Below are 23,445 nucleotides of genomic sequence, written 5' to 3'. Positions count from 1 at the left end.
CCCTGCCCCGTATGGGGGAGATCCCCCTAGGGGTTCTCCGCCCGGGGCGCGAGTGAGAGGCTGAGCCGACGAATTAGATGTAGGACGCATCGGCAGCAGGGCGACGGGCTCGCGCCGCGGCGCGGGGGGAGAGGAACGACAGCGTGTCCGAGACCACGACGGAGCGGGCCGGCACGCCCCCCACCACACCGCGCGGACACGGACCGGTCGTCGCGGCGCTGATGCTGGGCATGGCCCTCGCCGCACTGGACGGCACCGTCGTCGCGACCGCCGTACCGCAGATCGTCGGCGACCTCGGCGGCCTGTCGGTGTTCTCCTGGCTGTTCTCCGGCTATCTGCTCGCCGTGACGGTCACCCTCCCCGTCTACGGGAAGCTCTGCGACACCTTCGGACGCAAGCCGGTCCTGATCGCCGGGACCGTTCTCTTCCTCATCGGCTCCCTGCTGTGCGCCGCCGCCTGGAACATGGGGTCCCTCATCGCCTTCCGCGTCGTACAGGGCCTGGGCGGCGGCGCGCTCCAGGGGACGATCCAGACGATCGCGGCCGACCTGTATCCGCTGAAGGAACGCCCGAAGATCCAGGCGAAACTGTCCTCCGTGTGGGCCGCGGCGTCGGTGGCGGGACCGGCGGCGGGCGGCCTCCTCGCGGGCTACGCCGACTGGCGCTGGATCTTTCTCATCAACCTGCCGGTGGGGCTGGTGGCGCTGTGGCTGATCGCCCGGTTCCTGGTGGAGCCCCACCGGCCGGGCGCCGAAACGGCGCGGGACGGCGGCGCGGGTACGCGGCCCGCTGTCGACTGGGCCGGGGCGCTCACCATCTTCGCCACCGGGGTCCTCCTGCTCACCGCCCTCGTCCAGGGCGGGGTGGCCTGGCCGTGGACGTCCGCGCCCTCGCTCGGGCTCTTCGGCGGCGCGCTCGCCCTCGCCGGCGTGACCGTCCTCGTCGAACGACGGGCCGCCGAGCCGATCATCCCCGGCTGGATCTGGCGCCGCCGCACGATCGCCGCCGTCAACCTGGCCCTCGGCGCGCTCGGCCTCCTGATGGTCGCGCCCACCGTCTTCCTGCCCACGTACTCCCAGGCGGTCCTCGGCCTCGGCCCGATCGCCGCCGGATTCGTCCTCTCCGCCATGACCCTCAGCTGGCCGCTCACCGCGGCCCTGTCCAACCGGGTCTACCGCCGCATCGGCTTCCGGCTCACCGCCGTCATCGGCATCAGCCTGGCCCTGTTGGTCCTGCTCGCCTTCCCGTTCCTGCCCTTCCCCGGCGAGCCCTGGCAGCCGGCCCTGCTCATGCTGCTGCTCGGCGGCGCGCTCGGCCTCTTCCAGCTCCCGCTGATCGTCGGGGTCCAGTCGACGGTCCCGTACGAGGAGCGCGGGACGACGACCGCGTCCGTCCTCTTCTGCCGCCAGGTCGGCCAGAGCGTCGGCGCGGCGCTCTTCGGGGCGGTCGCCAACGGCGTACTGGCCGCCCGGCTCGGTGCGGACGGCGGCGATCTCGACAGCCTCGCCCGGGCCCTCGACGCGCCCGGCTCCCTCACGGACTCCGCCGCGGACCAGCTGCGGCGGGCGGTGGACGCGGCGGTGGACTACGTCTATCTGGGCGCGGCGGCCGCGGCGGCGATCGCCCTGCTCGTCCTGCTCACGCTCGCGCCGCGCCGCTTCCCGGTCCTGAAGGACGACGACGAGCGGACCGCCGCTTAGACCCCGGCCGTCACGGCCGCTCGTCGCCCTCCGCACCCGCGTCCGTACCCGGGTCCGTATCCGTATCCGCGTCCGTGTTCGTGTTCGTGCCCGAGCCCTGGCCGGCGTCCGGGCCTGAATCCCGATCCGCATCCGGGTCCCGGTCCGGGTCCTGGGGAGGCGCGACGCGGCCCGTCAGGGACGCCAGCGCGGTGCGGATGTGGTCCATATGGGCGTGGATCTCCTCGCGGGCGTCCTCGTGCTCCCGCAGCACCCGCTCCGTCTCGCGCTCCGTGCGTTCCTGACGCACCCTCGCCTCCGCGAGGACCTCCGCGGCCCTCGCCTCCGCGTCCTCCTGACGGTGCCGGGCACTCTCCTCCTCCGCCGCGTAGGCCCGTTTCGCCTCGTCGAGGCGGGCCTCCGCGTCCGCGAGGAGCTTCGCGTGCCGGGTCTCCAGCTCCGCGAGCCGCGCCGCCGCCGCCTGTTCGGCGTCCTTGCTCAGGGCGGTCTGCTTCCGGCGCTGCCCGTCGAGGAGCGCCGCGGCCCGCCGCTGGGTCTCCTCCAGCTCCGCCCGCGCCGCGGCGCGGAGCTCGTCCGCGTCCCGGCCGGCCTCCGCCCGAAGCGCCTCGGCCTCGGCGGCGGCCGCCAGCAGAGTCGCCTCGGCCGTCGACTCCGCCTCCGCCAGCACCTCGTCGGCGTACGCCCGGCCCGCGTCGGCCACCTCCCGGCCCGCCGCCCGCGCCTCCTCGCCCAGCGACTGGGCGGCGGCCTCGGCGGCTCGTACGAGAGCCTCGTCCTCCTCCTCGGCCAACGCGAGAATGCGGCCGGCCCGTTCGCCCAGGGACTCGTACCGCTGTGGCGCGAGCGCCGCCACGACCTCGCGCAGCCGTGCCGCGTCCGCCTCCATCTCCTTGGCGAGGACGGTGAGCCGCGCAGCGCGCTCCCAGGCGGCGTCGCGCTCGTCGGAGAGCGAGGCGAGGTGACGGTCGACCTGTTCGGGCCGGTACCCGCGACCCCGTCCGACGGCGAAACTCATCCCTGACGCCCCTTCCGTAGTGGCTCAAACACCAAGGATGCGGCATCGGGCATGACAAAAGGCGCTCGACGTGACGTACACATCGAGCACCTTTGGTCGAAAATATGCTCGGCCGGTCAGGCCGCCCGTCCTAGAGCAGGCCGTCCCACATCTGTTCGAGGAGCACCGACCACCAGCTGTCCGGCGACGCCAGCGCCGCCGGGTCCAGCATCGCCAGCTGCGCCTGGAAGTCGACCGTCCAGCGACCCGCCTGCTCGGGGTTGAGCCCGAACCGCAGCCGCCACATCCGTCCCAGCAGCGCCATCGACCGGGTGAACTCCGGCAGCCCGGTGTTCACGAACTGCGGCGGCACCGACTGCCCGCCCGGACCGGCCTCGACGGGTACGGCGACGATGTGCGCCGTACCGTACTGGACGCAGATCGCGCGCCCGAAGTCCGAACCGATGACGAGGTACGACCCCGCGTCCGGCGCCGGCTGGACCTGCCGCTGCGCGGCCAGCTCGGCGAGTGTCGGCACGACCGGCTGCGCCGGCTGCGCCCAGAAGAACGGACCGAAGTCCGCCGGCAGCCCCGCCCACACGAGCGTGAGCGCCACCATCTCCGGCACTCCCTGCCGCGACACAGCCCGCTGGTCGAACCGGCAGATGCCCGGACCGAACGCGCCGGCCAGCTCCTGCGCGATCCCCTCCGGGGGGATCGGCGGCAGCGGCTGCACCTGCGGCAGCGGAGCACGGACCGGCGCCGGACGGGCCGGACCGTCCGCGACCTGATGCAACTCACCCTGATGGGTGAGGAGTTGCCGCATGCCCTGCTGACGGCTGGCGTGATCCGTGCCGTACGGGGCGATGTTGGTGATCCGCGCCTGCGGCCAGGTCTCCCTGATCATCCGGGCGCAGTATCCGCCGGGCAGCTCACAGGACTCCAGCTCCGTGTGGAGTTCGAGCACCTGCTGCGGCGGCACGTTCATGGCGCGCAGCTCGTGCAGGATCTGCCACTCTGGGTGCGGGGTGCCGGGAGCGGACCGCCGGATGATCTGGGCCTCGGAACCGTCGGGCGCGCGGTAGCGCAGCACGGCCTGGTAGCCCGGGCCGACGGTCGGCTGACCGGTGGGCTGCTGCGGATAGCCGTACGCCGGCGGAGCACCGGGACCGACAGGCCCGGGGGGCGCCGGAGGCGGCGGGGCGGCCGGACCACCGGGACCGGGATGCGCCAGCATCGTCGCCGCGTGGTGCACACCGGGCGGGCCGGGCGTACCGGGAGGTCCCGGCGGCGTGGGCGCGCCCGGCGCACCGGGAGGACCGGGCGGCGCGGGGGGCCCGCCGGGGCCGGGGTGGGCCAGCATCGTCGCGGCATGCTCGACCCCGCCGCCCCGCGCACCGGGCATACCGGGAGGCGCGGGCGGGGGCGGCGGCGTACCCGGGCCGCCCTGGCTCGGGTTCGCCAGCATGGTCGCGGCCTGGTGCACGGGCCGCGGAGGCGTGGGCGGGCCAGGAGGCTGAGGCCCGTCCGGCCCGAGCTGCGGCACCATCCGCGTCGGTACGTATCCCCCGGCGGGAGCGCCGGGCGCACCGGGCGCCTGTGGCGGCGGAGGCGTGTTGCCTCCGCCGGCCCGCGAACCGCGCGGCGGCAGCACGGCTTTGCTCGTGGCCGCGTCCGCGATGTCCCCGGTCCCGGGAACGCCGGGCATCGGCGGCGGAGTGGCGGAAGCGGCCGGCAACGGAGCCCCGGGCACACCGGCGCCAGCAGCGGAGGGAGTCGACGGCTCCCCTGCCCCACCGGAACCATCGGACGCCCCCGCGCCCGCCGGAGCACCAGCACCAGCACCAGCACCAGCGTTCACACCCGGCGCACCGGGCGCACCGGGCGCCGACGCGAGACCCGCGAGTGAGCCCCCGGAACCGCCCGAGGCACCGGGCGCACCCGCACCCGGAGCACCAGGCCCCGCAGCCCCCGCAGGCGCCCCCGCGTTCGGGTCCAGCCTCGGCGCGATCGCCGTCGGCGGAAGCGCGCTGCCGCCCGACATCAGGGCCGTCGGAGCGTCCGCGCCCACCACCGGAGGCGGAGTGTCGTCATCGTCCGCGCCCGACAGCGGCGGCGCGAAGACCGTCGCCGGCAACGGCACCGACCCCTGCGCCCCACCCGAGCTCGCGTTCGCGTCCGCCCACGGGCTGCTCGCCGGCACCCCGTCCGACGCCGTCGGCTCGTACTCCGGCTCATCCGGCGCCGACGAACTCCCGCCCGCCTGCGAAGCGTTCGGCCCCTTCGGCGGCAGACCCAGCTTGTCCGCCGCCTCCTGCAGCCACTCCGGCGGGCTCAGCAGGAACGACGTCTGGTTCAGATCCACCCGCTGCGCAGGCGCCGCCGCAGGGGCCGCCTCCTCCGACGCCCCGTACTCCTCCTCGTACCGCCGGATCACCTCACCCACCGGCAGTCCGGGCCACAGCGTCGCCTCACCGCTGTCCCGGGCGATGACCAGCCGCTGACGGCCCCCGTCCGACGTCGGACCCTCCTCGCGGTCCTCTGCCCACACCACGAAACCCAGCTCGAACTCCCGTACCCGCACCTCCCGATGCTGGTACGCGGGCACCTCGCCGTTGATCCACTCCTCGGCGCGCTCCTGCGCCTGCGCGAACGTCACCACAGAAACGTCACTCCCCCACCGGAACAACCGGAACCACAGGCACCGCGCGCGCGAAGCCGCCGTCCACCATCAGATTCGCCACCGTCTCGAGCTCCGGCGGATGACCCGCCAACCGCCCCAGGAAGTCGTTGAAATCCTCACCACACGGCAACAGCAACCGCTCCACCCGCTCGTTCACCGACCAGCCGTCCTGATCCCGCGCGTCGTCGTACACGCAGAACCACACCGACCCGACCCCCTGGCCCTTCACCTTCACCGCCAGGATCCCGCCCTGAACGAAAGCGACACCCAGGAAATCCTTCGTCAGGTGGTCCCGCAGACACTTGTTGACATAGACGAGGTCATTGACCCCCGCCTCCTCCCGCACCGTGAAGAACGGCTGGTCCACCAGAAGACCCAGCTCCGCGTCGAGCGCCGCACCGACCGGCGCACACCCACCGGCCGCCTTCAGGAACGAACGGTACGCACCCGGCAGGCGGTACCCCAGGTCCTCCTCCACACCCAGCAGCTGCTGCTCCGACACCGACAGCGCACCCTTCGGCAACCCGAAGTGCGCCGGACGGGTCTCCTGCAACGGCCGCGTACCCCGCTTCGACTGGTCGACCGCCGCCGTCGCGATCCCACCGTGATGCCGCAGCAGCGCCTTCACCTCGACCGGCACCAGCTCCATCCGCCGGCCACCCGCCACGTGATGCCACGTCCAGCCGTGCGGCGTCGCCACCGCCGGAATCGTGTCCCACAGCTCGTGCCCCGTCGCCGCCAGCGCCGCGTTCGCCGACACATAGTCCGTCAACCGCAGCTCATCGACGCCGAAACCCTCCGGCGGCTCGGCGATCTCCGCCGCCGCCCGGGCGTACGGCGAGAAATCCGGGTAGCCCTGCTCATCCACCCGCACCCCTCTGGGATGCCGGGACGCCCGGACCGGATCCGGGAAATGCACGACCTGCCCGGCGTAGGCCGCGTTCGGTGGCGCGGCATGCTGCCCGAGCCGACCTGTCGTCATGGCGGTTGCCCCCTGCGCTGGCTGCTGGCTGATTCCGCACAGCCTATGCGCTGCCCAAGCCCACCACCCGGCCCGATACGGCCACGCCCACCGACCGTGACCAACTGTCACAGGCAGATGACACACCGACGATAGTTCCGCCACACCCACCGCGCGTTTCCGCTACCCCGCTTCCCCACGGACCACCCCATTTGGCACTCTGTTCCCGCAACTCGGGGGATTGCAGGAGGGGAAGAACGCACCATGCACGCAGCACCGACGCCCACCCAGGGTGACCCACGCCTCAACTGGAGCAGCACCGACACCACCCACGCCCCGTTACTGCGCTTCCGCCGCGACGGAATCCTCCCCACCGTCGGCGCCGCGCTGTCCGTACGCGGCGAGACCCTCACCTGCACCGCGGGCCGCGGCGACCAGCCCCCCGTCCTCCACCCACTCGTCCAGGACTTCCTGGACACCCTCACCAGCGGCCAGCGCGAACGCTTCACCGGCCGCTGCCCCGAAGCGATCCTGCTCTCCCGCCACCTCACCGCCACCGACAACAGCCGCTCCAAGCGCGCCCAGCGCAAACCCCTCACCCACGGCGAAGCCCGCCGCTCCCTCAAACACGCCAAACTCACCGCACGCCGCATCCGCGAGGCCGGCGACCCCCTCCACGGCAGCTACGCCGCACCCTGCCGATCCTGTACGGCGATGCTCGCCCACTTCGGTGTCCGCACCGTCGACCCCACCTCGACTGTCGAGAACGGCTGACCGCACCACCATGCCCGACCACCTGAGCACCACCCGATTCCCGGTCAACGTCGACGCCGCCCTCCGCGAGGCCGGCTGGCAGCCCGGCCGCTGGGACATCAAACTCGCCGAGGAATGGGCCGACACCCTCCGCGCCCACGTCTCCCCCGCAGGCCACCGGCACCACGTCTTCCCCGCCGCCGTCGAAGCCTGGGCCGAATTCGGCGGCCTCCGCGTCACCGCCCCCGGCGCCGGCCGCCAGATCGCCCCCGCGACCGTACGCTTCGACCCTCTCGCCGGCCTCCACATCGCCCGCACCCTCGCCGACCTCGGACGCGCCCTCGACACCCAGATCGCCCCCCTCGGCGAGGAAGGCGACCACCAGGCCGTCCTCGCCATCGACCTCGAAGGCCGGATCTACAGCCTCGACCACACCGGCGACTGGTACCTCGGCCGCGACATCGACACCGCCCTGTCCACCCTGATCACCGGCATCGAGCCGACCCGACTCGCCATGGGCTGAAGAGGAGCAGGCGGCATCAGCACCGCGCGCGCCGCGCCCGGCCTACGCCGCCCGCTCCTCCCCCACCGGCAACACCGCCGACACCCGGAAACCCCCCGCATCCGTCGGACCCGACACGAACACCCCACCCAGCCGCGCCACCCGCTCCCGCATACCGACCAGACCGTTCCCCCCACTCGGCAGATCCGCGTCCGCCACCGCCGCGTCCGAAGGCCCGTTCTCCACCTGCATCGCCACCTCGGCCTCCCGATGCGCCAGACGCACCACGACCTTCGCACCCGCCGCATGCTTGTGGACGTTCGTCAGCGCCTCCTGCACCACCCGGTACGCCGTACGCTCCACCTCCGCGCCGTACGCCCGCGCCTCCCCCAGCACCACCAGCTCCACCGCCATCCCCGCCTGCCGCGACTGCTCCACCAACGCCTCCAGCGCGTCCAGACACGGCCCGTCCCCGTCCTCGGACGCCGCCTCCGCCGCGGCCGCCGCCGCCGCACCCACCGCGGCCAACGGCACCACCGACGGACCCGGAGCCGGTACCGGCGCCGCGTCCTCCCGCAGCACCCCCAACATCTCCCGCAGCTCCGTCAACGCCTGCCGCCCCATATCCCCCACCAGCGCCGCGTTCCGCACCGCCTTCTGCGGATCCTTCAACGCCACCGCCTGCAACGCCGCCGCATGCACCACCATCAACGACACCCGGTGCGCGACCACGTCATGCATCTCCCGCGCGATCCGCGTCCGCTCCTCACGCCGCGCCCACTGCGCCCGCTGCTCGGCCCGGTCCGCCAGCAACGACAACTCCTGCTCCAGACTGTCCGCCCGCTCCCGCAGGCTCTCCATCAGCCGCCGCCGAGCCCCTATGTACAGACCGAACAGCACAGGCGGCGCGTTCAGCCCCAACGTCATGAACAGCGAGACGACCGGGACGTACCAACCACTCGGATCGAAATCCTGCTGATCCACATCCGCCTGGGCGACGTCCTGCCGCAGCCGCACCACCGTCACGATGAACACCGCCACCGTCGACATCCCCGCCAACGCGGCCGTGATCCGGCGCGGCACCTCAGAGGCGGCGAGCGTATAGAGCCCGACGATCCCCATCAGAAAACCCATCTCGGCCGGCGTGATCGCCACCGAGACCAGAACGACGGTAATCGGCCACCGACGCCGCACCAGCAGCACCGAACCGACCACCAGCCCGAACAGCACCCCCACCGGCACCGGCAACGACGCCTCACCGGCGAAACGGACCCCCTCCAGCCCGCACTCCAGCGCCGACACCACAGCCAGCACGATGTCCAGCACCGCACTACGCCGTCTCCCCCACCACCACATACCGCGCACGGGCATGCCCGCCGCGTCCTGGTGCGCCCCCGTTGTGGTCATGACTCCCAGACTACGGGCGACGGCCAGCCGTTTTCCGAAGACCACCGGACCCTCCCGACGACCGCGTCAACCACGTGCGCACACGAGTCCCTCGAACTGTTGAATCGCCCAGATTTTCGACCCGGACGTCCGCATTCCGGACGACGCTGCTCCCATGACCACCACCCCGAGCAGATACGCCGACTTCGCCACCCTGCGCGAACAAGCCATCGCCCTGCGCCGCGAAGGCCTCAGCCTCCGCCAGATCCGCGACCGCCTGAAGATCGGCAACAACGACATCCTCAACCGCCTGGTGAAAGGGGAACCCCCACCGGACTGGACGAAGCGCCCCCGCGCGAAGGACGACCTCCGCACACGGGCACGCGAGCTTCGCGCCCAGGGCATGACCTACGACCAGATCCAGGTCGAGCTGGGCTGCTCGAAGAGCTCGATCTCCCTGTGGGTACGGGACCTCCCGAAGCCGGAGCCGCGCTATACCGACGCGGAGCGCCGTGAGCTCATGAGCGCGGGCCTCAAGAGACTGAGGGCCGCCCAGGACGAGGAACGGAAGGCCGCGAAGCAGGCCGCGCACTCCGCGATCGGCGAGCTGTCCGAACGTGAACTGTTGCTGACAGGCGTCGCGCTCTACTGGGCCGAGGGCCAGAAGAGCAAGCCGTACGCCCGCAGGGAGCGGGTGGTCTTCGTCAACAGTGACCCGGACGTGATCCTCACCTTCCTGGCCTGGCTCCGCCTGCTCGTGGTCGAGGAACACCGCATCAAGTACAGGCTGATGATCCACGAGTCGGCGAAGGTCCACGACGCCGAGCACTACTGGGCCGACCTCGTCGGACTCGACCATGCCCAGCTGCAGCGGACGACCCTGAAGAAGCACAACCCCAAGACGGTCCGGAAGAACGTCGGCGAGGACTACCGAGGATGCCTGGTCATCAATGTGGCCGGGAGCGCGGATCTCTACTGCCGGATCGAAGGCTGGTGGAGCGGAATCGTTGCCCAGGCAGCGACACGTCTCCGGTAAGGTCTGGAGCGCTGTCCCCCGTGGTGTAACTGGCAGCACACTGGTTTTTGGTACCAGCAGGACAAGGTTCGAATCCTTGCGGGGGAGCCACAGTGCACAAGACCTCGGTTCGGGTCCTGACCTCCTCGGTCAGGACCCGCACTCATGTCCGCCCCTGAACCCCCCGGTATCCTGCGGTTGTCCACCCACCGAAGCCGAAGGGCACACCCGTGAGCGCCAACCGCCCGGCAGCCGTCGTCGTCCTCGCAGCGGGTGAGGGCACCCGCATGAAGTCGAAGACCCCCAAGGTCCTGCACGAAATCGCCGGGCGCTCGCTCGTCGGACATGTCGTCTCCGCCGCGCGTGAGCTGGAGCCGGAGCACCTCGTCGTGGTCGTCGGGCACGCCCGTGAACAGGTGTCCGCGCATCTCGACGCGCACTACGCCGGCACCCGTACGGCCGTGCAGCACGAGCAGAACGGCACCGGTCACGCCGTCCGGATGGGGCTCGAGGAGCTGGGGCGGGCGCCGGAGGGGACGGTCGTGGTCGTCTGCGGTGACACTCCGCTTCTCTCCGGGGAGACCCTGAAGGGTCTCGCGGCCACCCATGCGGCCGACGGCAACGCCGTCACCGTGCTGACCGCCGAGGTGCCGGACTCGACCGGTTACGGCCGGATCGTGCGGGACGAGGCCACCGGCGCGGTGACCGCGATCGTGGAGCACAAGGACGCCTCCGAGGCGCAGCGGGCGATCAGGGAGATCAATTCCGGGGTGTTCGCGTTCGACGGGCGGTTGCTGGCGGATGCGCTGGGCAAAGTACGGACGGACAACAGCCAGGGTGAGGAGTACCTCACGGATGTGCTGTCGATCCTGCGTGAGGCGGGTCATCGGGTGGGGGCGTGCGTGGCCGCCGATCACCGGGAGATTCTGGGGATCAACAACCGGGTGCAGCTGGCGGAGGCTCGTTCGCTGCTGAACCGGCGGCTGCTGGAGCGGGCGATGACGGCCGGTGTGACGGTGGTGGATCCGGCGTCAGTGCTGGTCGATGTGACGGTGACGTTCGAGCGGGATGCGGTGATCCATCCGGGTACGCAGCTGCTGGGTGTGACGCATGTCGGTGAGGACGCCGAGGTGGGGCCGAACACGCGGCTGCGGGACACGACGGTGGGCCGGGGTGCTCGGGTGGACAACACGGTCGCCGATTCGGCTGTGGTCGGTGAGGGCGCGTCGGTGGGTCCGTTCGCGTATCTGCGTCCGGGTACGAAGCTGGGGCCGAAGGCCAAGGCGGGTACGTACGTGGAGATGAAGAACGCGACGATCGGTGAGGGGACGAAGGTTCCGCATCTGTCGTATGTGGGGGACGCGACGATCGGGGAGTACACGAACATCGGCGCGGCGAGTGTGTTCGTGAACTACGACGGTGAGGCGAAGCACCACACGACGGTCGGGTCTCACTGCAAGACGGGTTCGGACAACATGTTTGTGGCTCCTGTCACGATCGGGGACGGGGCGTACACCGCCGCCGGGTCGGTGATCACGAAGGATGTGCCGGCCGGTGCGTTGGCTGTCGCCCGTGGCCAGCAGCGGAATATCGAGGGTTGGGTGGCTCGGAAGCGGCCGGGGAGTGCTGCGGCGCAGGCTGCTCAGGTGGCCTCGGAGGGGTCGGCCGGGGAAAGCTGACCGGAAACGGGTGCGTCGAACTCGGCGTACCGTGATACGTGCACATAAATTCGGCTGGCTCGCACGCGCGCACGAAGGCTCGTTGGTCGCGGCCAGGGAACACGTCTGAGGAGACAGTGCTGTGACCGGGATCAAGACGACCGGCGAGAAGAAGCTGATGCTCTTCTCCGGCCGCGCCCACCCCGAGCTGGCCGAGGAGGTCGCGCATCAGCTGGGTGTCGGTCTCGTGCCGACGAAGGCTTTCGACTTCGCGAACGGTGAGATCTACGTTCGTTTCCAGGAGTCGGCGCGGGGCGCGGACTGCTTCCTGATCCAGAGCCACACGGCTCCGATCAATAAGTGGATCATGGAGCAGTTGATCATGATCGATGCTCTGAAGCGGGCTTCCGCGCGGAGTATCACGGTGATCATTCCGTCGTACGGGTACGCCCGTCAGGACAAGAAGCACCGTGGGCGTGAGCCGATCTCGGCGCGTCTGCTGGCCGACATGCTGAAGTGCGCGGGTGCGGACCGCATCCTCACGGTCGATCTGCACACGGACCAGATCCAGGGCTTCTTCGACGGTCCGGTGGATCATCTGTCGGCGCTGTCGGTGCTGGCGGACTATGTGGGTGCGAAGGTCGACCGGGCCAAGCTGACGATCGTGTCTCCGGACGCGGGTCGGGTGCGGGTGGCGGACCGCTGGTGCGATCGTCTGGACGCGCCGCTGGCGATCGTGCACAAGCGCCGCGACAAGGATGTCGCCAATCAGGTGACCGTCCACGAGGTCGTCGGTGATGTGGAGGGCCGGGTCTGTGTCCTGGTCGACGACATGGTCGACACGGGTGGCACGATCTGCGCCGCGGCGGACGCGCTGTTCGCGCACGGTGCCGAGGATGTGATCGTGACGGCGACGCACGGCATTCTCTCGGGTCCGGCGGCGGATCGGTTGAAGAATTCGAAGGTGAGCGAGTTCGTGTTCACGGACACGCTGCCGGTGCCGAGCTCGCTGGAGCTGGACAAGATCACGGTTCTGTCGATCGCGCCGACGATCGCGCGTGCGGTGCGTGAGGTGTTCGAGGACGGTTCGGTGACGAGCCTCTTCGAGGAGCAGTAAGCGGTTACGTAGGAGATGAGGGTCGTTTTCCCACTGGTCGGGGAGCGGCCCTCTTCTCGTGTTCCCTGGCGGCTCCGGGTGATCGATTGGGTCGCTCGGGGGTCGGCGAGTAGACTGCCGTAGTTGCTCGGCGAGGGAGGCCGTACCCGGTGTGGTGCGGCGGTCCGTTATCGACGCGCTCTTCGTAGCAGGCCAGTCGTGGCCGGGTAGCCGACACTGTCCGTTTTTCTGCTTACGAGGAGTGCATATGTCCGAGGTCAAGCTCGCCACGGAGACCCGCACGGAGTTCGGCAAGGGCGCTGCCCGCCGTATCCGTCGCGCCAACAAGGTTCCGGGTGTCGTCTACGGTCACGGCGCCGAGCCGGTCCACGTCACGCTGCCGGGTCACGAGCTGCTGCTCGCCCTGCGTACCCCGAACGTCCTGCTGTCCCTGGACATCGACGGCACGACCGAGCTGGCGATCCCGAAGGCCGTGCAGCGTGACCCGCTGAAGGGCTTCCTGGAGCACGTCGACCTGCTCCTCGTCCGCCGTGGCGAGAAGGTCACCGTCGAGGTCGTCGTCGAGACCGAGGGTGAGCTGGCCCCGGGCAGCTTCCTGGTCGAGAACGTGCTGAACACGATCTCCGTCGAGACCGAGGCGACGCACATCCCCGAGTCGGTCACGGTGTCGATCGCGGGCCTGGAGGCCGGTGACTCGATCCACGCCAAGGACGTCCCGCTGCCGAACGGCACGACCCTGGTGACGGACCCCGAGGCCGCTGTCATCCAGATCCTGGCCGCGCAGGCCGAGGAGCCGGCCGCCGGTGGCGAGGGTGAGTCCGAGGGCGCCGAGGCCTGAGCCGTAGGCTCTGCCTGACGTGACGGGGTGACGGGCCGCGACGGCCCGGCACCCCGTTTCTTCTGTACGTACACGAGGAGACGTGACGCACATGACGGACGACGCGAACGCCCCTTGGCTGATCGTCGGTCTCGGTAATCCGGGCCCGGAGTACGCGGGCAATCGGCACAATGCCGGTTTCATGGTCGTTGACCTGCTGGCGGAGCGTATCGGCGGGAAGTTCAAGCGGGCGCAGAAGGCGCAGGCGCAGGTCGTGGAGGGCCGTATGGGTCCTGTGGGGCCGGCCAATCGCCGGGTGGTGCTGGTGAAGCCGATGTCGTACATGAATCTGTCGGGTGGTCCGGTGACGGCGCTGCGGGACTTCTACAAGGTGCCGACGGCGCGTGTGGTGGCGGTCCATGACGAGCTGGACATCGATTACGGCATGCTGCGGTTGAAGATCGGTGGCGGGGACAACGGTCACAACGGTCTGAAGTCGATGACGAAGGCGATGGGGCCGGATTATCACCGGGTGCGGTTCGGTATCGGTCGTCCGCCGGGCCGGATGCAGGTGGCGGACTTCGTGTTGAAGGATTTCTCCTCGGCGGAGCGCAAGGAGCTGGGTTACTTCGTGGACCGGGCGGCGGATTCGGTCGAGTGTCTGGTGGCGGAGGGTCTGGAGCGGGCGCAGTCCGCGTACAACTCCTGACGGGGACCGGCGGGCGGTACGACTGTACGATCGCGGGTCATGACGCATGCCCGTAACGCCGCCATGGCTCTGGTCGCCCTGCTGCTCGTCGTCGCGGGCGCGTGGTCGTCCTGGGGGACGGCGCAGCACATCCTCCTTCCGAAGGGCCGTGAGCACGGCACGTTGACGGTGACCGGCTGCAACGAGGAGACGTGCAGCGGGCGTTATGTTCCGGCGGGTCCGCCGTCGCCGCACCACACGCTGACGATCGAGCACTCGGTCGCGGCGGGCAAGGGCCAGACGCTGCCGGTGGTGGTGAAGCCGGGGACGTCCGAGGCGGTGCGGACGGGCTGGGGCGGGGGTCTGCACGCCTGGCTGCCGTTGGGTGGGGCGCTGTTGCTGGCGGCGCCGGTGATCGGGGGCGGGATGCGGATGACGCGGACGGCGTGGTCGGCGGCGGGGTTGGGCGGGGCGTTGCTGGTGGGGGCGTTCTTCGCGTTGTGAAGGTCGCGTTCCGATTGTTATCGGCGGTGGGTTAAGGGTGGCTTAAAGCTACGGATAGGCTGCCTCCGCCACCTCCCACGGCATCCCTCAACTCTCAGTTGGACAGCCCATATGCGACGTTCCCTGATTTCCGCCGGCACGGTTGTCACCGCCGTGACGGCCGCTTCTCTGCTGCTGGCGCCCGCCGCCTCCGCCTCGGGCCCCAAGGATGACCCCAAGGGCGACAACGGCACGGTCAAGATCCACGACTCCAAGACCGGCGAGGAGCTCCGTAAGAACGAGCCCAAGGTCTGCACGTTCTACCTCGACGCCTTCGGGTTCGACGCCGGCCAGAAGGTCGAGTGGGAGATCAAGGCCTGGGCGAAGAACGACCAGGACAAGGGCACCACGGTGAAGACCGGTGCGCTCACGCTCGACGCGGACGGTCACGAGCGCACGGAGGACATGACCCTCCCGGACGGCCAGTACAAGCTGTTCTGGGACTTCGAGGGCAAGAAGGGCGCCCCGAAGCACAAGGTCTTCAAGACCGAGTGCGAGCCCACGAAGCCCGGTACCGAGACCACCAAGCCCGGTACCGAGACGACGAAGCCGGGCACGGAGACCACCAAGCCGGGTACGGAGACCACCAAGCCCGGTGAGACGCCGGGTACCCCCGGCTCGTCGGAGACCCCGGGTGCGACGCCGTCCGCGACGGACAGCGCCGCCGCCGGACAGCCCGGGCCGACGGCTTCGGGGAGCAGCGCCACCGGCGACCTCGCCGAGACCGGCTCCAGCGCCCCGGTCGGCGTCATCGCCGCGGTCGCCGTCGCCCTCGCGGGTGCCGGTGGCTTCCTGGTGATGCGTCGCCGCAAGGCCCAGCAGCACTGAACTCCGTAACGCGCGGTGCCCCCGCCGGAATCCGTGGATTCCGGCGGGGGCACCGTCGTATGCGCTTGCTGTCAGCCGGTGTTGCGCAGGCCCGCGGCCACGCCGTTGACGGTGAGCAGCAGGGCTCGTGCGAGGAGCGGATCCGGCTCCTCACCGCGCTCGGCCGCCTGGCGCTGGCGGGCGAGGAGGGCGACCTGAAGGTAGGAGATGGGGTCCAGGTAGGCGTCGCGAATGGAGAAGGTCTGCTGGAGTACGGGGTTGGAGTCGAGCAGTCGCTGACCGCCCGTCACCTTCAGGACCTCGGCCACGGTCAGGGCGTGCTCGGCCTCGATGGTCTCGAAGACGTGCTTGAGTTCGTCCGGGACCAGGGTGTCGACGTAGTGGCGGGCGATCCGCAGGTCCGTCTTGGCCAGCGTCATCTCGACGTTGGAGAGGAAGTTGCGGAAGAAGTGCCACCGCTCGTACATCTGGCCGAGGACCTCGGCGCCGTCCATGCCGGCCTCGCGCAGCGCCTTGAGGCCTGAGCCGACGCCGAACCAGCCGGGGACGATCTGGCGGGACTGGGTCCAGCCGAACACCCACGGGATGGCGCGCAGTCCGTCGAGCGAGACGCCCGAGCCGGGGCGGCGGGAGGGCCGCGAGCCCAGGTGCAGGTCGGCGAGCTGGTCGACGGGTGTGGAGGCCAGGAAGTACGTCGGCAGGTCCGGGTCCTCGACCAGCCTGCGGTACGCGGTGTGGGCGGCCTCGGAGACGGTGTCCATGGCCGCGTCCCAGCGGGCGAGGGCCTCGTCGGACTGGCGGGGCGCGGTGTGCAGGGCGGAGGCCTGCAGGGTGGCGGCGACGGTCAGTTCGAGGTTCTCCCGCGCGAGGGACGGGATGAGGTACTTGTCGGAGATGACCTCGCCCTGCTCGGTGACCTTGATCTCGCCCTCCAGGGTGCCCCAGGGCTGGGCGAGGATCGCGTCGTGCGAGGGGCCGCCGCCGCGGCCGACGGTGCCGCCGCGGCCGTGGAAGAGGCGGAGGCGTACGCCGTAGCGGTGGGCGACGTCGCGCAGTCGGCGCTGGGCGCGGTGGATCTCCCACTGGCTGGTGGTGATGCCGCCGAACTTGGAGGAGTCGGAGTAGCCGAGCATGACCTCCTGGACGTCGCCGCGCAGGGAGACGAGGCGGCGGTAGGAGGGGTCGGCGAGCATGCCGTCGAGGATGACGTCGGCGGCCTTGAGCTCGTCGGTGGTCTCCAGGAGCGGCACGATGCCGATCTTGGCCCAGCCGGCGTGGAGGTCGATGAGGCCGGCCTCGCGGGCGAGGACGGCGGCGGCGAAGACGTCGTCGGCGCCCTGGCACATCGAGATGATGTACGACTCGATGACCTCGGGGCCGAACCGCTCGAAGGCCTCCTTGATCGTGTGGAAGACGCCGAGGGTCTTCTGGCCGGCCGGGTCGAGCGGGGCGGGCGTGGGGGCGAGCGGCCTCCTGGAGCGCAGCTCCTTGGCCAGCAGCTTCTGCCGGTAGTCGCGCGGCATGTCGGCGTACCGCCAGGACTCCTCGCCGAGCCGGTCGAAGAGCTGGCCGAGCGCGTGGTGGTGGGCGTCGGCGTGCTCGCGGACGTCCATGGTGGCGAGCTGGAGGCCGAACGCGGTCAGGGTGCGGATGGTGCGGTCCATCCGGCCGTCGGCGAACAGTCCCCCGCGGTGCGCGCGCAGGGAGGTCTGGATGAGGGCGAGGTCGTGGACCAGTTCGGCGGTGCCGAGGTAGTCGCGGCCCTCCTGGTGCGGGGTGCCCTTGGCCAGGCGCTCGCGGGTGTTGACGAGCTTCTGGCGGATGCAGGTGGCCTTGAGCCGGTACGGCTCCTCCGCGTTGAGGCGCTTGTAGCGGGGGCTGATCTCGGGCAGGCGTTCCAGGTCGGCCTGGAGGGAGGTGAGGAGCTCGTCGGTGGCTCCGGCGTAGCGGATGGAGTTGGAGAGGAAGCCGCGCAGCTCGTCGATGAGTTCGAGGGCGTCGTTGATGCCGTGCTCGTGCTGGAGGATCAGCACGTCCCAGGTCACCGAGGGGGTGACGTTGGGGTTGCCGTCGCGGTCTCCGCCGATCCAGGTGCCGAAGGTCAGCGGGCGGGTGCCGGCGGGCAGCTCGACGCCGACGCGCTCCAGTTCGGCGGCGAGATCCTCCAGGACGTCGCCGACGGCGCCCGCGTGCAGCTCGTCGAGGTAGTAGATGGCGTTGCGGGCCTCGTCGGCGGGCTCGGGGCGCACGACGCGGAGCTCGTCGGTCTGCCAGATGAGGTCGATGTTCTCGGCGAGCCGCAGGTCGTGGCGGCGCCGGTCGGCCTCGATGACGGGGGTCTCCAGGAGCGCGGCGATGCGGCGCAGCTTGTTGAGGACGGAGCGGCGGGCGGCCTCGGTGGGGTGGGCGGTGAAGACGGGCCGCACGTTGAGGTTCTTCACGGTGGCGCGGACGTGCTCGGGGTCGCCGTCCTTGAGCATGTCGGCGGTGCGGGCGAGCAGGCCGCCCTCGGCGGCGCGGCGCTCGCGCAGCTCGCGGCCGCGGTGGACCTGCTCGGTGACGTTCGCCAGGTGGAAGTACGTGGAGAAGGCGCGTACGAGCTTGGCGGCGGTCTCCAGGTCGGTGTCGCCGAGCAGCTCGGCGGCGGCCTCGCCGTCCTCGCGGGTGAGCCGGCGGACCTTCTCGACGAGTTCGAGGAGCTCGTGGCCCTCCTGGCGGACGAGTGTCTCGCCCAGCAGGTCGCCCAGTCGGCGGATGTCGGAACGCAGCTCGGCGTTGGCGGTGGGGGTCTGGTCGGCACTGCTCACAGGTGCGGCTCCTTGCAGTGTTTGAGCACGTCTGGAGGGGTACTGGAGGCTTGCGGACCGCGCTGTCCGACGCACCCAGGATAGGTGGCCGCCGTGGCGGTGCCGCCGGTGGCCCGTTCGCGCCCTCTTGCCGCGCGCCACCGCGCTGCCATACTTACGTCGCCGTAGGTTACGGAAGCGTAGCCACACGCTCGTGTTCGCCCGAGCTTGTCCGCGCTTGTCTCATTTCCCCCTCTCCCCTCTTCACTCCTCAGCCCCCCTTCCCCCCTCTCCCCCCTCTCCTTCTTTTCTCCCCAGGGACATCCATGACCACAAGCCCCCAGGTGACCTCGGACTCCGAGGAGCTCGTCTCCGCCACCGCCCAGCCCTCCGCCACGCTCGGCGGTGACACCAAGCGTTCGGTCGAGCAGATCGCGCTGCTGCTGTTCATCACGGTGCCCTTCCTGGCCCTGCTCGCGGCGGTGCCGCTGGCGTGGGGGTGGGGCGTGAGCTGGCTCGATCTGGGTCTGCTGGTGGCGATGTACTACATCGGCTGCCACGGCATCACGATCGGCTTCCACCGCTACTTCACGCACGGTTCCTTCAAGGCGAAGCGTCCGCTGCGGATCGCGCTGGCGATCATGGGGTCGCTGGCGGTGGAGGGCCCGCTGGTGCGCTGGGTGGCCGACCATCGCAAGCACCACAAGTTCTCCGACGCGGAGGGCGACCCGCACTCGCCGTGGCGGTTCGGTGAGACCGTACCGGCGCTGATGAAGGGCCTGTGGTGGGCGCACATCGGCTGGATGTTCGACGAGGAGCGCACGCCGCAGGCCAAGTACGCGCCGGATCTGATCAAGGACCCGGCGATCCGGGCGATCTCGCGGCAGTTCATCGGCTGGACGGCGCTGTCGCTGGCGATCCCGCCGCTGGTGGGCGGTCTGGTGACGATGTCGTGGTGGGGCGCGTTCACGGCGTTCTTCTGGGGCTCTCTGGTACGGGTGGCGCTGCTGCACCACGTGACCTGGTCGATCAACTCGATCTGCCACGCGGTCGGCAAGCGGCCGTTCAAGTCCCGGGACCGCTCGGGGAACGTGTGGTGGCTGGCGGTGCTGTCGTGCGGTGAGTCCTGGCACAACCTGCACCACGCGGACCCGACGTCGGCGCGGCACGGGGTGCTGCGCGGCCAGGTCGACTCCAGCGCGCGGCTGATCCGCTGGTTCGAGCAGCTCGGCTGGGCCTACGACGTGCGCTGGCCGGACGCGTCGCGGATCGAAGCCCGGCGCCGGGGCGAGCCCGCCGACGCGGCATGATGGAGAACGTGGCGATCGACGGCGGTACCAGCAGCAGTGACAAGCCCCGGCGCGGCCGCCGGGTGAGGATGACGGGCGCGGAGCGCCGGGAGCAGCTGCTGGACATCGGCCGGACCCTCTTCGCCGAGAAGGGCTTCGAGGGCACGTCGGTGGAGGAGATCGCGGCGAAGGCGGGGGTCTCCAAGCCCGTGGTGTACGAGCACTTCGGGGGCAAGGAGGGGCTGTACGCGGTCGTGGTCGACCGGGAGATGCGCCAGCTCCTCGACATGGTGACGGGGGCGCTGACCGCCGGCCATCCGCGTGAGCTGCTGGAGCAGGCGGCGTTCGCGCTGCTCGACTACATCGAGCGGTACACGGACGGTTTCCGGATCCTGGTGCGCGATTCGCCGGTGGCCCAGTCGACGGGCACGTTCGCCTCGCTGATCAGCGATATCGCCACGCAGGTGGAGGACATCCTGGGCCTGGAGTTCAAGGCGCGCGGCTTCGACCCGAAGCTGGCGCCGCTCTACGCCCAGGCGCTGGTGGGCAGCGTGGCGCTGACGGGCCAGTGGTGGCTCGACGTCCGCAAGCCGAAGAAGGCCGAGGTGGCCGCGCATCTGGTGAACCTGGCCTGGCACGGCCTGGACGGCCTGGAGCAGAGGCCGCGGCTGATAGGGCACCGCAAGAGCTGATCCGACAGCGGGAACAAGGACGGGGGCGCCCGTGGTCGCTCGACTCAGCCGATCTTCGACCAGGGCTTGCAGCCCTGCGTCAGGAACGCCCGGTCGCTGGCCAGGATCGTGACAGTGGTCTGCCCCTTGGAGGCATGGTTGGCGATCACCTCGTCGGGGTTCCCCGTGGTTCCTCTCAACCGGGCCCAGTAACAACTGGGGAAGCTCTCGTCGGCTCCGCCCGCACTGCGGTACGTTCCCGGCTCGATCTCCTCCCCGACGAGGAAGGTCCCCTCGCCCGGGATCTCCCCGCCGGACGCCGTGGACGTGTCCCCTGGTGTCGGCGCCCTCTCCGGGGACCGCTCCGGTATCCGCGACTGACCGGGTGCGGTGGGTGCCGCCGTGGTGGCGGGCGGAGGCGGGTTCTCGTCCTCGCCTTTGCCGGCCAGGCCGATCAGAACACCGATCAAGAGGCCCAGGAGCGCCGCCGCCGAGTGCGTGAGGACGCTTCGGAGCCCGCCGGGCCGTGGCGGCCTGGCCGACTCCGGTCCCTGCCTCCATGCGGGGCCCGGAGGAGGGCCCGTGGGCGTGCGGCCACCGCTCATGGATTCAGGGTGCGGCCGAGGACCCCCGGCCGCACCCCGAAGGATGGGTCAGGCTCCCTTCCTGGCGACGGCGAAGATGCGGCGGAACGGGAAGACCGTGCCGCGCGGGCCGGGTGGGTAGGCGGCGCGCAGGAGGTCGCGGTACTGGGTGAGGAACGTTTCCGTCGCCTCCCGGTCGCCTTCCAGCGCGGTCAGGACGGGGCGCAGCGCCGTGCCCTTGACCCAGTCCAGGACGGGGTCCTCGCCGGGCAGGAGCTGGGAGTAGGTGGTCTCCCAGACCTCGGTCTCGCAGCCGAGGTCGGTGAGCCGGTGCAGATAGTCGGCCGGGTCGAGGATGTGGACGAAGCGGCGGCCTTCGTCGCCGAGGCGGTCGCGCCACTGGGGGGTGTCGCAGAGCTCCCCGAGCAGGGCGTGGCTGGGTGAGGTGAAGTTGCCGGGGACCTGGAAGGCGAGGGTGCCGCCGGGCCGGAGGCCGTCGATCCACAGGGCGAAGGACTCGGGGTGGTTGGGGACCCACTGGAGCGCCGCGTTGGAGACGATCAGGTCGTACGGCTCGTCGGGTGTCCAGTGCGCGGCGTCGGCGGGCCGGAAGTCGAGCCAGCCGCCCCCGGCGGTCGTGCCGGCGTAGTCCTTCTCGGCCCGTTCCAGCATGTCGGGCGAGAGGTCGAAGCCGGTGATGTGGGCGTCGGGCCAGCGTTCGGCCAGAAGCACGGTCACATTGCCCGGTCCGCAGCCGAGGTCGGCGACCCGAGCGGGACGGTCGCCGTTGGGCAGGTGCGGTATTCGGGCGAGCAGGTCGAGGAACGGACGGGTGCGGTGGCCGGAGTGACGGAGGTACTGCTGTGGGTCCCATGTCGGCGCGACAGAAGCAGAAGCTGGTCCGGAATGCATGTTCGAAGCCCCCTTGCTGGAACGAGTTACCGAAGCGGAACGAGGTTCCGGCCCGGTCCTTCCCCATAGTCCAGCGGAATATATCTTGACGTCAAGAGACTTTATGTCAACAGACCGTTTACACTGATCGTCATGGAGGACGAGGTCGACCGTCTGGTCGCTGCATGGCGCCGCGAGCGCCCCGACCTCGACGTGGAGCCGCTCGAGGTCCTGAGCCGGGTGTCACGACTCGCCCGGCACCTCGACCGCGCCCGTCGGCTCGCCTTCTCCGAGCACAACCTGGAGCCCTGGGAGTTCGACGTCCTCACGTCGCTGCGCCGCGCGGGCGCGCCCTACCAGCTCTCCCCCGGCCAGCTGCTGACCCAGACGCTGGTCACCTCCGGCACGATGACCAATCGTATCGACCGGCTCACCAAGAAGGGCCTCGTCGAGCGGCTGCCCGACCCCAGCGACCGCCGCGGGGTCCTGGTCCGCCTCACCCCCGAGGGCCGCGACCGGGCCGACCAGGCGCTCGCCGGGCTGCTCGCCCAGGAGCGGGCCATCCTGGCCCAGCTCTCCGGCAGCCAGCGCGGCGAACTGGCCGGTCTGCTACGCCAGCTGACCGCCCCGTTCGACAACATCCCCGGCTAGGGCCTCGGCCGGTTCGGCGGGCCCGACGCCCGCCCGGCGGGCCAGGGCGACCGCCGCCAGCGTGGAGTGCACGCCCAGCTTCCCGAGCACGTTCTGCATATGCGTACGGACCGTGTGCGGGGAGAGGAACAGCCGCTCGGCGACCGCCTTGCGCCCCAGGCCCGCCACCATGCAACGGAGCACCTCCCGCTCGCGGGGCGTGAGCGACCCCACCAGCTCCTCGCTCTCGGTGCGGTGCCTGCGGGCCGCCGTCAGCTCCCGCAGCACGCCGGTGAGCAGCGCCGGCGGCAGATGCGTCTCGTCCCGCAGGACGCCGCGGATCACGGCCAGCAGCCGCTGCAGCGAGCAGTCCTTGGCCACCCACCCCGAGGCGCCGGCCTGGAGCGCGAGGGCCGCGCGGCGGGCGTCATCCCGCTCGGCGAGCACGACCGTACGGACGGCCGGACGGCCGCCCTCGCCGACACCCGCGACCAGCGAGATGCCGTCGACCGCACCCTCGGCGTTGTCCGGTACGGCGCGGGCGACGGCGGGCGGGCCGGGGGGCGCGCCCAGATCGGCGTCGACCAGCATCACGTCGTAGCGGCGTCCCTCGGCGACGGCGCGGTCCAGACAGCGCAGGGCGGCGGGGCCGCTGCCCGCGGCGGAGACGTCGACGTCGGGCTCCGCCGCGAGGGCGGCGGCCAGCGACTCGGCGAAGATGCGGTGGTCGTCCACCACCAGGACCCGGATACGGACCACGGACACCCCCAAGTGTCGAGGAAGGACCGGCGCGGGCACAGCGCCGGGGAGGAGGTCCGTCGTCGCACGGCCGCCGCCGTGCAGTGACCCTTACCCCACCCCGGGCGCCGTACCCGACTGGTCTCACCCCTGATCAGCACCGGCCCCCACCGGTGCTGCGCATCAGAGTACGGGCGGGGCGCCGTGGCGG

The 23,445-nt window shown here is 70.9% G+C and carries 21 protein-coding genes and 1 tRNA gene; 14 read left to right on the top strand and 8 right to left on the bottom strand.

Going from position 1 to position 23,445, the window contains the following annotated elements; all coding sequences use genetic code 11:
* Positions 1 to 143: 143 nt before the first annotated feature.
* Positions 144 to 1,700 carry an MFS transporter gene (locus ACIRB4_RS21315; RefSeq protein WP_403293367.1) on the top strand — a complete coding sequence of 519 codons (1,557 nt, stop codon included), beginning with the start codon at positions 144 to 146 and terminating at the stop codon, positions 1,698 to 1,700.
* Positions 1,701 to 1,710: 10 nt separating this feature from the next.
* Here the strand turns inward: ACIRB4_RS21315 and ACIRB4_RS21310 are convergent, their stop codons facing one another.
* From ACIRB4_RS21310 to ACIRB4_RS21300, 3 genes are all read right to left on the bottom strand, one after another.
* Entirely contained in the window at positions 1,711 to 2,715 is a 1,005-nt protein-coding gene (locus ACIRB4_RS21310; RefSeq protein WP_403293365.1) for a cellulose-binding protein, read from the bottom strand.
* Between the two features lie 130 nt (positions 2,716 to 2,845).
* Complete coding sequence (locus tag ACIRB4_RS21305) at positions 2,846 to 5,356, bottom strand: SUKH-4 family immunity protein (RefSeq protein ID WP_403293362.1); 2,511 nt, start codon at positions 5,354 to 5,356, stop codon at positions 2,846 to 2,848.
* A 7-nt stretch (positions 5,357 to 5,363) separates the two neighbouring features.
* Complete coding sequence (locus ACIRB4_RS21300; protein WP_403293360.1) at positions 5,364 to 6,359, bottom strand: HNH endonuclease; 996 nt, start codon at positions 6,357 to 6,359, stop codon at positions 5,364 to 5,366.
* Positions 6,360 to 6,602: 243 nt separating this feature from the next.
* On the opposite strand from ACIRB4_RS21300, the gene ACIRB4_RS21295 reads away from it, so the two are divergent.
* A complete protein-coding gene (locus tag ACIRB4_RS21295) occupies positions 6,603 to 7,112 on the top strand; it encodes a YwqJ-related putative deaminase (protein WP_403293358.1) in 510 nt (169 codons plus the stop codon).
* A 10-nt stretch (positions 7,113 to 7,122) separates the two neighbouring features.
* A complete protein-coding gene (locus ACIRB4_RS21290) occupies positions 7,123 to 7,614 on the top strand; it encodes an SUKH-3 domain-containing protein (RefSeq protein ID WP_403293357.1) in 492 nt (163 codons plus the stop codon).
* Between the two features lie 42 nt (positions 7,615 to 7,656).
* Here ACIRB4_RS21290 and ACIRB4_RS21285 read toward each other — a convergent pair whose 3' ends face one another.
* On the bottom strand, positions 7,657 to 9,000 hold the full coding sequence (locus ACIRB4_RS21285) for a sensor histidine kinase (RefSeq protein ID WP_403293355.1): 1,344 nt from the start codon (positions 8,998 to 9,000) through the stop codon (positions 7,657 to 7,659).
* 154 nt (positions 9,001 to 9,154) lie between these two features.
* Between ACIRB4_RS21285 and ACIRB4_RS21280 the strand changes: the two genes are divergently transcribed.
* The 8 genes from ACIRB4_RS21280 to ACIRB4_RS21245 all read left to right on the top strand — a co-directional run bounded on the left by ACIRB4_RS21280 (position 9,155) and on the right by ACIRB4_RS21245 (position 15,645).
* Complete coding sequence (locus tag ACIRB4_RS21280; protein ID WP_403293353.1) at positions 9,155 to 10,015, top strand: hypothetical protein; 861 nt, start codon at positions 9,155 to 9,157, stop codon at positions 10,013 to 10,015.
* A gap of 14 nt (positions 10,016 to 10,029) precedes the next feature.
* A tRNA-Gln gene (locus ACIRB4_RS21275) sits at positions 10,030 to 10,105 on the top strand.
* A gap of 119 nt (positions 10,106 to 10,224) precedes the next feature.
* Positions 10,225 to 11,673 carry a bifunctional UDP-N-acetylglucosamine diphosphorylase/glucosamine-1-phosphate N-acetyltransferase GlmU gene (gene glmU / locus ACIRB4_RS21270; RefSeq protein ID WP_403293351.1) on the top strand — a complete coding sequence of 483 codons (1,449 nt, stop codon included), beginning with the start codon at positions 10,225 to 10,227 and terminating at the stop codon, positions 11,671 to 11,673.
* Between the two features lie 121 nt (positions 11,674 to 11,794).
* On the top strand, positions 11,795 to 12,769 hold the full coding sequence (locus ACIRB4_RS21265) for a ribose-phosphate diphosphokinase (RefSeq protein WP_403293349.1): 975 nt from the start codon (positions 11,795 to 11,797) through the stop codon (positions 12,767 to 12,769).
* A gap of 247 nt (positions 12,770 to 13,016) precedes the next feature.
* Positions 13,017 to 13,607, top strand: coding sequence for a 50S ribosomal protein L25/general stress protein Ctc (locus ACIRB4_RS21260; RefSeq protein ID WP_403293347.1), 591 nt, complete (start codon positions 13,017 to 13,019; stop codon positions 13,605 to 13,607).
* A 91-nt stretch (positions 13,608 to 13,698) separates the two neighbouring features.
* Positions 13,699 to 14,295 carry an aminoacyl-tRNA hydrolase gene (gene pth, locus ACIRB4_RS21255; RefSeq protein ID WP_403293345.1) on the top strand — a complete coding sequence of 199 codons (597 nt, stop codon included), beginning with the start codon at positions 13,699 to 13,701 and terminating at the stop codon, positions 14,293 to 14,295.
* A 39-nt stretch (positions 14,296 to 14,334) separates the two neighbouring features.
* Positions 14,335 to 14,778: a hypothetical protein gene (locus ACIRB4_RS21250; protein WP_403293343.1), complete on the top strand. Its 444-nt coding sequence runs from the start codon at positions 14,335 to 14,337 to the stop codon at positions 14,776 to 14,778.
* Positions 14,779 to 14,931: 153 nt separating this feature from the next.
* The gene (locus tag ACIRB4_RS21245; protein WP_403293341.1) at positions 14,932 to 15,645 is read left to right on the top strand and encodes an LPXTG cell wall anchor domain-containing protein; all 714 of its coding nucleotides are present in this window, start codon (positions 14,932 to 14,934) and stop codon (positions 15,643 to 15,645) included.
* 71 nt (positions 15,646 to 15,716) lie between these two features.
* On the opposite strand, the gene ppc is transcribed toward ACIRB4_RS21245, so the two are convergent.
* Positions 15,717 to 18,452 carry a phosphoenolpyruvate carboxylase gene (gene ppc / locus ACIRB4_RS21240; protein WP_403293339.1) on the bottom strand — a complete coding sequence of 912 codons (2,736 nt, stop codon included), beginning with the start codon at positions 18,450 to 18,452 and terminating at the stop codon, positions 15,717 to 15,719.
* 305 nt (positions 18,453 to 18,757) lie between these two features.
* Between ppc and ACIRB4_RS21235 the strand changes: the two genes are divergently transcribed.
* A complete protein-coding gene (locus ACIRB4_RS21235; RefSeq protein WP_403293338.1) occupies positions 18,758 to 19,741 on the top strand; it encodes an acyl-CoA desaturase in 984 nt (327 codons plus the stop codon).
* The gene (locus ACIRB4_RS21230) at positions 19,738 to 20,412 is read left to right on the top strand and encodes a TetR/AcrR family transcriptional regulator (RefSeq protein WP_403293336.1); all 675 of its coding nucleotides are present in this window, start codon (positions 19,738 to 19,740) and stop codon (positions 20,410 to 20,412) included. Before ACIRB4_RS21235 ends, ACIRB4_RS21230 begins: the two co-directional genes overlap by 4 nt.
* A gap of 44 nt (positions 20,413 to 20,456) precedes the next feature.
* Here the strand turns inward: ACIRB4_RS21230 and ACIRB4_RS21225 are convergent, their stop codons facing one another.
* The gene (locus ACIRB4_RS21225) at positions 20,457 to 20,861 is read right to left on the bottom strand and encodes a hypothetical protein (protein ID WP_403293334.1); all 405 of its coding nucleotides are present in this window, start codon (positions 20,859 to 20,861) and stop codon (positions 20,457 to 20,459) included.
* Between the two features lie 183 nt (positions 20,862 to 21,044).
* Positions 21,045 to 21,887 carry a trans-aconitate 2-methyltransferase gene (locus tag ACIRB4_RS21220; RefSeq protein ID WP_403293332.1) on the bottom strand — a complete coding sequence of 281 codons (843 nt, stop codon included), beginning with the start codon at positions 21,885 to 21,887 and terminating at the stop codon, positions 21,045 to 21,047.
* Between the two features lie 132 nt (positions 21,888 to 22,019).
* On the opposite strand from ACIRB4_RS21220, the gene ACIRB4_RS21215 reads away from it, so the two are divergent.
* Positions 22,020 to 22,517 carry a MarR family transcriptional regulator gene (locus ACIRB4_RS21215; protein WP_356889098.1) on the top strand — a complete coding sequence of 166 codons (498 nt, stop codon included), beginning with the start codon at positions 22,020 to 22,022 and terminating at the stop codon, positions 22,515 to 22,517.
* Here the strand turns inward: ACIRB4_RS21215 and ACIRB4_RS21210 are convergent.
* Positions 22,476 to 23,255, bottom strand: a complete 780-nt coding sequence (locus tag ACIRB4_RS21210; RefSeq protein ID WP_403293511.1) for a LuxR C-terminal-related transcriptional regulator — start codon at positions 23,253 to 23,255, stop codon at positions 22,476 to 22,478. The two genes, ACIRB4_RS21215 and ACIRB4_RS21210, sit on opposite strands and share 42 nt — an antisense overlap.
* Positions 23,256 to 23,445 lie beyond the last annotated feature (190 nt).

Source organism: Streptomyces sp. NPDC093600 (assembly GCF_044764755.1).
Classification (GTDB): Bacteria; Actinomycetota; Actinomycetes; order Streptomycetales; family Streptomycetaceae; genus Streptomyces.
This window is presented reverse-complemented; position numbering and strand designations above follow the sequence as displayed.

Coding starts and splice junctions, on each gene's coding strand:
- ACIRB4_RS21230 (WP_403293336.1), top strand. CDS start 19,738: ATGATGGAGAACGTGGCGATCGACGGCGGTACCAGCAGCAGTGACAAG.
- ACIRB4_RS21235 (WP_403293338.1), top strand. CDS start 18,758: ATGACCACAAGCCCCCAGGTGACCTCGGACTCCGAGGAGCTCGTCTCC.
- ACIRB4_RS21220 (WP_403293332.1), bottom strand. CDS start 21,887: ATGCATTCCGGACCAGCTTCTGCTTCTGTCGCGCCGACATGGGACCCA.
- ACIRB4_RS21280 (WP_403293353.1), top strand. CDS start 9,155: ATGACCACCACCCCGAGCAGATACGCCGACTTCGCCACCCTGCGCGAA.
- ACIRB4_RS21260 (WP_403293347.1), top strand. CDS start 13,017: ATGTCCGAGGTCAAGCTCGCCACGGAGACCCGCACGGAGTTCGGCAAG.
- ACIRB4_RS21215 (WP_356889098.1), top strand. CDS start 22,020: ATGGAGGACGAGGTCGACCGTCTGGTCGCTGCATGGCGCCGCGAGCGC.
- ACIRB4_RS21310 (WP_403293365.1), bottom strand. CDS start 2,715: ATGAGTTTCGCCGTCGGACGGGGTCGCGGGTACCGGCCCGAACAGGTC.
- ACIRB4_RS21250 (WP_403293343.1), top strand. CDS start 14,335: ATGACGCATGCCCGTAACGCCGCCATGGCTCTGGTCGCCCTGCTGCTC.
- ACIRB4_RS21290 (WP_403293357.1), top strand. CDS start 7,123: ATGCCCGACCACCTGAGCACCACCCGATTCCCGGTCAACGTCGACGCC.
- pth (WP_403293345.1), top strand. CDS start 13,699: ATGACGGACGACGCGAACGCCCCTTGGCTGATCGTCGGTCTCGGTAAT.
- ACIRB4_RS21295 (WP_403293358.1), top strand. CDS start 6,603: ATGCACGCAGCACCGACGCCCACCCAGGGTGACCCACGCCTCAACTGG.
- ACIRB4_RS21285 (WP_403293355.1), bottom strand. CDS start 9,000: ATGACCACAACGGGGGCGCACCAGGACGCGGCGGGCATGCCCGTGCGC.
- ACIRB4_RS21300 (WP_403293360.1), bottom strand. CDS start 6,359: ATGACGACAGGTCGGCTCGGGCAGCATGCCGCGCCACCGAACGCGGCC.